This window comes from Alcanivorax sp. MD8A (genome assembly GCF_002888555.1).
Lineage (GTDB): Bacteria > Pseudomonadota > Gammaproteobacteria > Pseudomonadales > Alcanivoracaceae > Alcanivorax.
On sequence record NZ_AQOQ01000018.1, the window covers coordinates 71823 to 78642 of the forward strand.

At 57.1% G+C, this 6820-nt stretch carries 7 protein-coding genes; 4 read left to right on the forward strand and 3 right to left on the reverse strand.

Translation table 11 applies throughout. The features are described 5' to 3' along the window. Window positions 1–5 precede the first annotated feature (5 nt). Window positions 6–1289, reverse strand: coding sequence for a TRAP transporter large permease (locus A15D_RS10920; protein ID WP_102791957.1), 1284 nt, complete (start codon window positions 1287–1289; stop codon window positions 6–8). Beyond that, window positions 1283–1867, reverse strand: a complete 585-nt coding sequence (locus A15D_RS10925; protein WP_102791958.1) for a TRAP transporter small permease — start codon at window positions 1865–1867, stop codon at window positions 1283–1285. The genes A15D_RS10920 and A15D_RS10925 overlap by 7 nt, the downstream gene beginning before the upstream one ends. A 271-nt stretch (window positions 1868–2138) precedes the next feature. On the opposite strand from A15D_RS10925, the gene A15D_RS10930 reads away from it, so the two are divergent. From A15D_RS10930 to A15D_RS10945, 4 genes are all read left to right on the forward strand, one after another. After that, entirely contained in the window at window positions 2139–2684 is a 546-nt protein-coding gene (locus A15D_RS10930; protein ID WP_102791959.1) for a MarR family winged helix-turn-helix transcriptional regulator, read from the forward strand. Between the two features lie 4 nt (window positions 2685–2688). Next, window positions 2689–3228 (forward strand): diaminobutyrate acetyltransferase, encoded by a 540-nt coding sequence (gene ectA / locus A15D_RS10935; RefSeq protein ID WP_022983748.1) that lies wholly within the window; start codon window positions 2689–2691, stop codon window positions 3226–3228. A gap of 52 nt (window positions 3229–3280) precedes the next feature. After that, a complete protein-coding gene (gene ectB / locus A15D_RS10940; protein ID WP_102791960.1) occupies window positions 3281–4585 on the forward strand; it encodes a diaminobutyrate--2-oxoglutarate transaminase in 1305 nt (434 codons plus the stop codon). 75 nt (window positions 4586–4660) lie between these two features. Further along, window positions 4661–5059: an ectoine synthase gene (locus tag A15D_RS10945; protein ID WP_022983750.1), complete on the forward strand. Its 399-nt coding sequence runs from the start codon at window positions 4661–4663 to the stop codon at window positions 5057–5059. Window positions 5060–5363: 304 nt separating this feature from the next. On the opposite strand, the gene A15D_RS10950 is transcribed toward A15D_RS10945, so the two are convergent. Next, the gene (locus A15D_RS10950; RefSeq protein ID WP_102791961.1) at window positions 5364–6560 is read right to left on the reverse strand and encodes a DcaP family trimeric outer membrane transporter; all 1197 of its coding nucleotides are present in this window, start codon (window positions 6558–6560) and stop codon (window positions 5364–5366) included. Window positions 6561–6820: the final 260 nt, after the last annotated feature.

A 6820-nucleotide genomic window follows, 5' to 3' on the forward strand; every position in this document is an offset into this window, starting at 1 on the left:
CATGCCTACTCTCCACCCAGCGACGGCAGCCACAGGGAAATCTCCGGGAACAGGATCAGTATGACCGTGGCCAACAACAGCATGGCAATAAACGGGGGCGTGCCGCGAATCACTTCCAGATAGGGGCGACGGAACACGGCGATGGCGGTAAAAATGTCACAACCAAAGGGCGGCGTCGCCGAACCGATGGCCGCCTGCAGGGTGACGATCACCCCCACGTGGACCGGGTCCAACCCGGCCGCCTGGATCAGCGGTTTGAAAATCGGCACCAGAATCAGAATCACCACGATGGGATCCACAAACATGCAGCCGATAAAAAACGACACGGCAATCAACGCCAGCGCCGCCACCTGATTGTCACCGATGGAATCGATCACCGGCCCCAGCAACTGCTCGGGAATACCGGCGGTGCCCAGGGTGTGGGAGAACGCTGCCCCAATCGCCACCAGAATAAAGACCACGGCGGTAATCATGCCGCTGGAAAGCGCTAGCGGCCCGAGATCACGGATTTTGACTTTGCGGTAAATCACCACTTCCAGCAGCAAGGCATAGGCCACAGCAATGGCGGATGCCTCCACCGCACTGAACCAGCCACCGTAAATGCCACCGACCACCAACACCGGGAACCCCAGCGGCAAGGCCGCCCCCCGAAGCGCCCGCAACCGCTCGGACCAGGGGGCACGAGGCTCAGGCTCAATGCCCTTGAGATGCGCCCCGGCCCAGCAGTAGGCCGAGAACATTAACAACACCAGAATGCCGGGCAGGATCCCGGCCAGAAACAAGTCGCCGATGGAGGTCTTCATCACCACGCCATAGACGATAAATCCGATACTGGGTGGAATCAGCAAGGCAATATCACTGGCATTGATAATCAGGGCCAGTGCAAAGTTGTCGGAATACCCCTTGGCCAACAGGCGCGGGCGCATGGGGCCACCCATAGCAACCACTGTGGCCTGGGTGGATCCGGAAACGGCACCGAACACGGCACAGGACGCCGCCGTTGTGATCGGCAACCCACCACGCAAATGGCGGACAAAGGTGTCCACCAGATCCAGTAACCGGTTGGCCGTGTGCCCTTTGGTGAGAATATCCGCGGCAAAGATAAACATGGGCACCGCCGCCAGCACCCAGCTGCTGACCCCGGTGATCATCCAGGTCACCGCCTGGTCCGGACCGAAGAACGTCATGTCCGTGAACATCATGAACAGGGTACCCACCGCCAGCGGCACCATCATGGGGTACCCCATTAGCAACAGCAGCAACATGATCAGGGCAAGGATAATCAGCATGACGCCCCTCCCTGATCGTTATCACTGCCGCTCTGCTCCGGCACGCTGGCATAGACATCCTTCTCGGTGAAACTGCGCCATACCCCTGCCGTCGTCAGGTTGCGGACGATAGTCAGCAGGTACTGGATGCCGGCCAGCACAAACCCCGCCGGCAAGGTGGTATAGACCGTCCACATGGGAAGCTGCAACGACGCGCTGACCCGCCCCCGCTCATGAATGTCCATCACGTACTGTCCGGATTTCCAGGCGAAGAAGAACATCAGCACGGCGGTGCCGGCGGCAATCAGAATCTGCAGCCCCTTGCGGGAGGGATCATTGAGCTGCTCGTAAATGGCAGACATCCGGATATGACGGGCCTGACGGGCCGCATACCCCAGGCCGACAAAGGTAATACCAAGAATCAGCATCTTGGTGACTTCATAGGTGCCGGGAATTCCCTCCCCGAACACCGCCTGCCCCACCACATGGGCACTCATCAGCAGGGCCATGGCCAAAATACAGCCCCCCACCACACATTGCTCGAGCAGGCGCAGACCGCGGTCCATACCTCCCAGCAGTCGTAACAACGTCTCTCGCATTCAGGTATCCCCTCGCGTCGGACTGGCCCGGGCCGAAAAGCGCTACACCCCGCACAGGCCGGGCTTCAGCGCGGTTTGCGCCTGTTCCCTCACGCATTTACTTTGACATCTAAATATTACACCACTAAAATAGCCTACCAATTTTCGCAGGGAATTACTTGCCATTGCCCTGATTTTGCATGGAGAGAAGTTACTTACACTTCAAATTGATACCAGACAGACCATGTCTCACTTTAGTCACATTACTTTGTTATCAAGAGAACTCACGGCAATGGCCAGACACGAAGACGTGCTGATTGCATTACGACAGATTATTCGCGCCACCGACCTTTACTCGCGCAAGCTGAGCAAGGTCTCTGGCCTCACCTCTCCGCAGCTGCTGATCATGCAGGCCATTGCGGGCAAGGGAGAGATGACCATGGGCGATCTGGCCAGCGAGGTATCGCTGAGTCAGGCCACGGTCACCACCATTCTGGACCGTCTGGAAAAGCGCGAGCTGATTGAGCGCAAGCGCGGCGAGACAGACAAACGGCGCGTATACGCCTGCCTGACTCAGGGCGGCCTGGACATCATTGACCAGGCTCCCACCCCCCTGCAGGACGAATTCATCGCTCGATTTGATCGACTGGAAGACTGGGAACAATCACTGATTCTCAGTTCTCTGCAGCGCGTCGCGGCTATGATGAATGCAGAGGATATCGATGCCTCACCGGTGCTGGATCTGGGCGCCATTGATCGTGCCCAACCCACCGTAGAGCTGTCGGCACGCGCTGCCGGCAATGAGGCGGCAACCCATTCAAAAGCGGACCATAAGTGAAACCATGTCAGACGACGTAAAGAAAGCGGATTCATCCACCGACAAAGCGGATGACATTACTTTCCGTAAACCGGAGAGCCAGGACGGCAGCCGGGTTCACAAACTGATCAGCGAGTGCAAACCGCTGGACGAGAACTCCGTCTACTGCAACCTGCTCCAGTGCACTCACTTTGCCGATACGTCCGTCGCTGCCGAAATGGATGGCGACCTGGTTGGCTTCATCTCCGGCTACATCCCGCCGAAACAGCAGAATGTCCTGTTTGTCTGGCAGGTTGCGGTCCATCAGAAAGCCCGCGGCAAGGGGCTGGCCAAGCGCATGCTGGCCGAACTGATCAAACGTGAAGAAAGCACCGACGTTCAGTTCATTGAAACCACCATTACTCCGGACAACGAAGCGTCCTGGGGCATGTTCCGCAGCTTCGCCTACGAGCGCAGCATGCCCACCGAAGAGTTCATCCTTTTCGACTCCCGGATCCATTTTGCCGGTGAGCACAACGACGAGTATTTGCTGCGTATTGGCCCGTTCAACCGCGACGACGCCTGAGAGCGCCACAGCGAGAACGAACAACCCGAATTCAAGCGAGGATAGAGGAACCATGGATACTGATATTTTTGAAAGCCACGAATCGGAAGTGATGAGTTATGCCCGTAGCTTCCCGGTGGTCTTCGACCAGGCCAAGGGTAGCTACCTGTACGACGAAACCGGCAAGGAATACATCGATTTCCTGGCGGGTGCTGGCACCCTGAACTACGGCCACAACAACCCGGTTCTGAAAGAAAAACTGCTGGAATACATTCAGCGCGACGGCATTGTTCACGGTCTGGACATGCATACCGCTGCCAAGCGTGAATTCATGGACACTTTTTATGAAGTGATCCTGAAGCCCCGCGATATGGACCACGTGATGCAGTTCACTGGTCCCACCGGCACCAACGCCGTGGAAGCGGCGCTCAAGATTGCCCGTGTCATCAAGGGACGCGAAAACATCATCAGCTTCACCAATGGCTTCCACGGTGTAAGCCTCGGCTCCCTGGCGGCCACCGGTAACAGCCACCACCGTGGCGTGGCCGGTGTCACCCTGGGCGGGGTGACTCCGATGCCCTACGACGGCTACCTGGGCGATGCCTTCGACACTACCGAGTACCTGGACAAGGTACTGGGCGATTCTTCCAGCGGCGTGGACCACCCCGCCGCCGTGATCGTGGAAACCGTTCAGGGCGAAGGTGGCATCAACGCCGCCAGCTTCGAGTGGCTACGCAATCTGGAAAAGGTCTGCCGCAAACACGACATGCTGCTGATTCTGGACGACATCCAGGCCGGCTGTGGTCGTACCGGTTCCTTCTTCAGCTTTGACGAGGTGGGCATCAACCCGGATATCATTACCTTGTCCAAATCTCTGAGCGGCTACGGTCTGCCGTTTGCCATGGTGCTGATGAAACCGGATCTGGACCAGTGGAAACCGGGCGAGCACAACGGCACGTTCCGTGGCCACAACCTGGCCTTTGTGACCGCCGCTGCTGCACTGAACCACTACTGGCGTGACGACAAGTTCGCCAAGGAAGTGCAGAAAAAGGCGGACATTATCACCGATCGTTTCCGCGAGATCGCCAACAGCTATGACGACCACTGGTTCTACCTGAACGGTCGCGGCATGATGCAAGGTCTGGTGGCCCGTGATGGTGAACTGGCCGAAGAAATCACCAAGGCCTGTTTCAAGCGCCAGCTGGTGATCGAAACCTCCGGTGCCGATGATCAGGTGATCAAGACCCTGTGTCCGCTGACCATCAGCGAAGAAGACCTGACCCGTGCGCTGGACATCGTCAAGGACAGCGTCAGCGAAGTGATGACCGACCGCATCAAGCGCGGCGAAGCTCACTCCGTATCCAGTCTGGCCGGCTAATTTTACCGCCAGCCCCCCTGGCTGGCCCGTCTCAGCGGGTCAGCCCTTCCACCCCTTACTCTGGAGAATGCATTCATGATCGTTCGCACTCTGGCGGAAGCCGAGAAATCAGAGCGCTGTGTCAAAGCCGAAAACGGTAACTGGCAGTCTGTTCGCCTGTCCCTGAAAGAAGACAAGATGGGCCACTCTTTCAACATTACCACCATCTTCAAGGGCACCAAGACGCACATCAAATACGCCAACCACTGGGAATCCGTCTATGTGATTTCTGGCAGCGGCAAGATCGAAACCCTGGATGACGGCAAGGTCTACGACCTGACCCCAGGCACCATTTACCTGCTCGACCAGCATGACGAACATTACCTGTATGGTGGCGAAAACGAAGACATGGTCGTTGCCTGTGCCTTCACCCCGCCACTCAGCGGCAAGGAAGTGCACGACGAAAACGGCGTATACCCGGCGGATCTGGATTGATAACAGCGACGCTGCACGCCACGAAAGAGGGACGCTTAAACGTCCCTTTTTTTATGGTTCACCGGTTTGGGACAATAGGCCACAGCAAGACCATCCCGTAGGAGCGTCGCTCGCGGCGCGATTATCAGGCGTATAGAATCGCGCCGCCACCGAGCGCAACGAAGGAACGCCCGCAGGGCGGCCCGAAGGGTGAGCGGAGCGAATAACCGACGCCCCTACGGACAGTTGGGAAGAGTAAACTCCCAATCCGCGAACCCAAAAAAAGGGCGCCGAAGCGCCCCTTTTTTCCGTAGGGTGCGCTTCGTTAAAACGCATACTTGGCAGTGAACTGCACGCGCTTGAGATCACCGTCATCGCCATTTTCCTGCTCGCGACTCCCGTAGATCAGTTCGCCCCCCAGTGACAAGGGCTTGGCCACCTGCCAGATCAGGTTGGCGTGGGCCGTTTCCACTGTCTTGTTGGTTGTTGCTGCCACGGTATCGGGGTTATCCGCTTCGCTGAGAGAAACCGCGAAGTTGGAACGCCAGCGCTCACTCCAGTGATGACGCAAGGCCAGCACCGCGCTCCAGGCATCGATCAGCTCAATATCACCATTGGCTTCAATCTGTCCCGCCCGGAAGGCGTTGAGCACGAAGTAACGACCCATGGCATTGCCATAGTTGGCCTGAAAACGAATGTCATCCCGTTCGCCAAGCATCAGGCGACCCGCAAAGGACACGCCATAGCCATATTCGCTTTCGTCCTGATCGACCCCACCAATGGTGTCCTGGTAGGCAAGCTCACGCCCCATGGCCGACAAGCTCATGTTGCCCCAGTCACCGGTGAAGTTATAACGAGCGACAATATCCGGCATGGCATTGTCGTCATAGGGATTCTGGGTGCCGCCATACAAGGTGGTAGAAGGATTCTCCAGCGACAACATCAACCCGCCATGGGTATAGCGAATCTGGGGTTGGCGCTCAAAGATGGTGCCGGACGAACCCACGAAGTCGAGGGTCTCGGGGAGTGCACTGACGTTAAAGAAAGTAGACCAGGTCTGGCCAAATAACCACTTGTCCCAGCTCAGATAGGCATGACGGATACGCGGCGCATAGCTGTTACTGATGCGCTCATCGCCAATGCCGTTGGTTTGGAAATCAATTTCGATATGCCCCTTTACCAGACCCGCAGAGGTCATGGTTGCACTCTTTAACCAGAAGCGGCTCTGTTTGGCATTGAAGTCGATCTCGGCAGAACTGGCTTCTCCGCCTACAGGAATCGTCGACGGAACCATGAAATCACGCCCGACGGATCCTCCGGCAATTTCACCGTCACTGTATTTACTGATCATGGTGTCGGCTTTGATAAAACCACCGAACTCGATCTGTGTCTTCCCCTCTGCCGGGGTACCCACACGCTCTTCCAGAATGATGATGCGCTCTTCCAGTGTTGCTGCCCCGGCAATGCCCGCATGTGCTACCAGTATCGCTGCACACAGGCGAGAGGGAGTTATTGCTTTCATGGCCCTGTCCTCTTGTTGTCATCAAATTGCAAGTGACTCCGAAGACAGCTTGCTGTCAGGGCGAGACCTTCTCCATTAGCCATAGGTCGAAGACAGGGAACCTTCTTTCACTGGCACAGTCACCCCCTGCGTAAGACCAAGGTCTAATACCGGCGCGAACGTCTGCTGCGCACAATACTGGCCATTGTTTCAGACCGCATACAGTCCAGGGAAAGGACGGGTCATCTCCTCCCCTTTTCTCCTTTTCTCCTTTTCTGTAT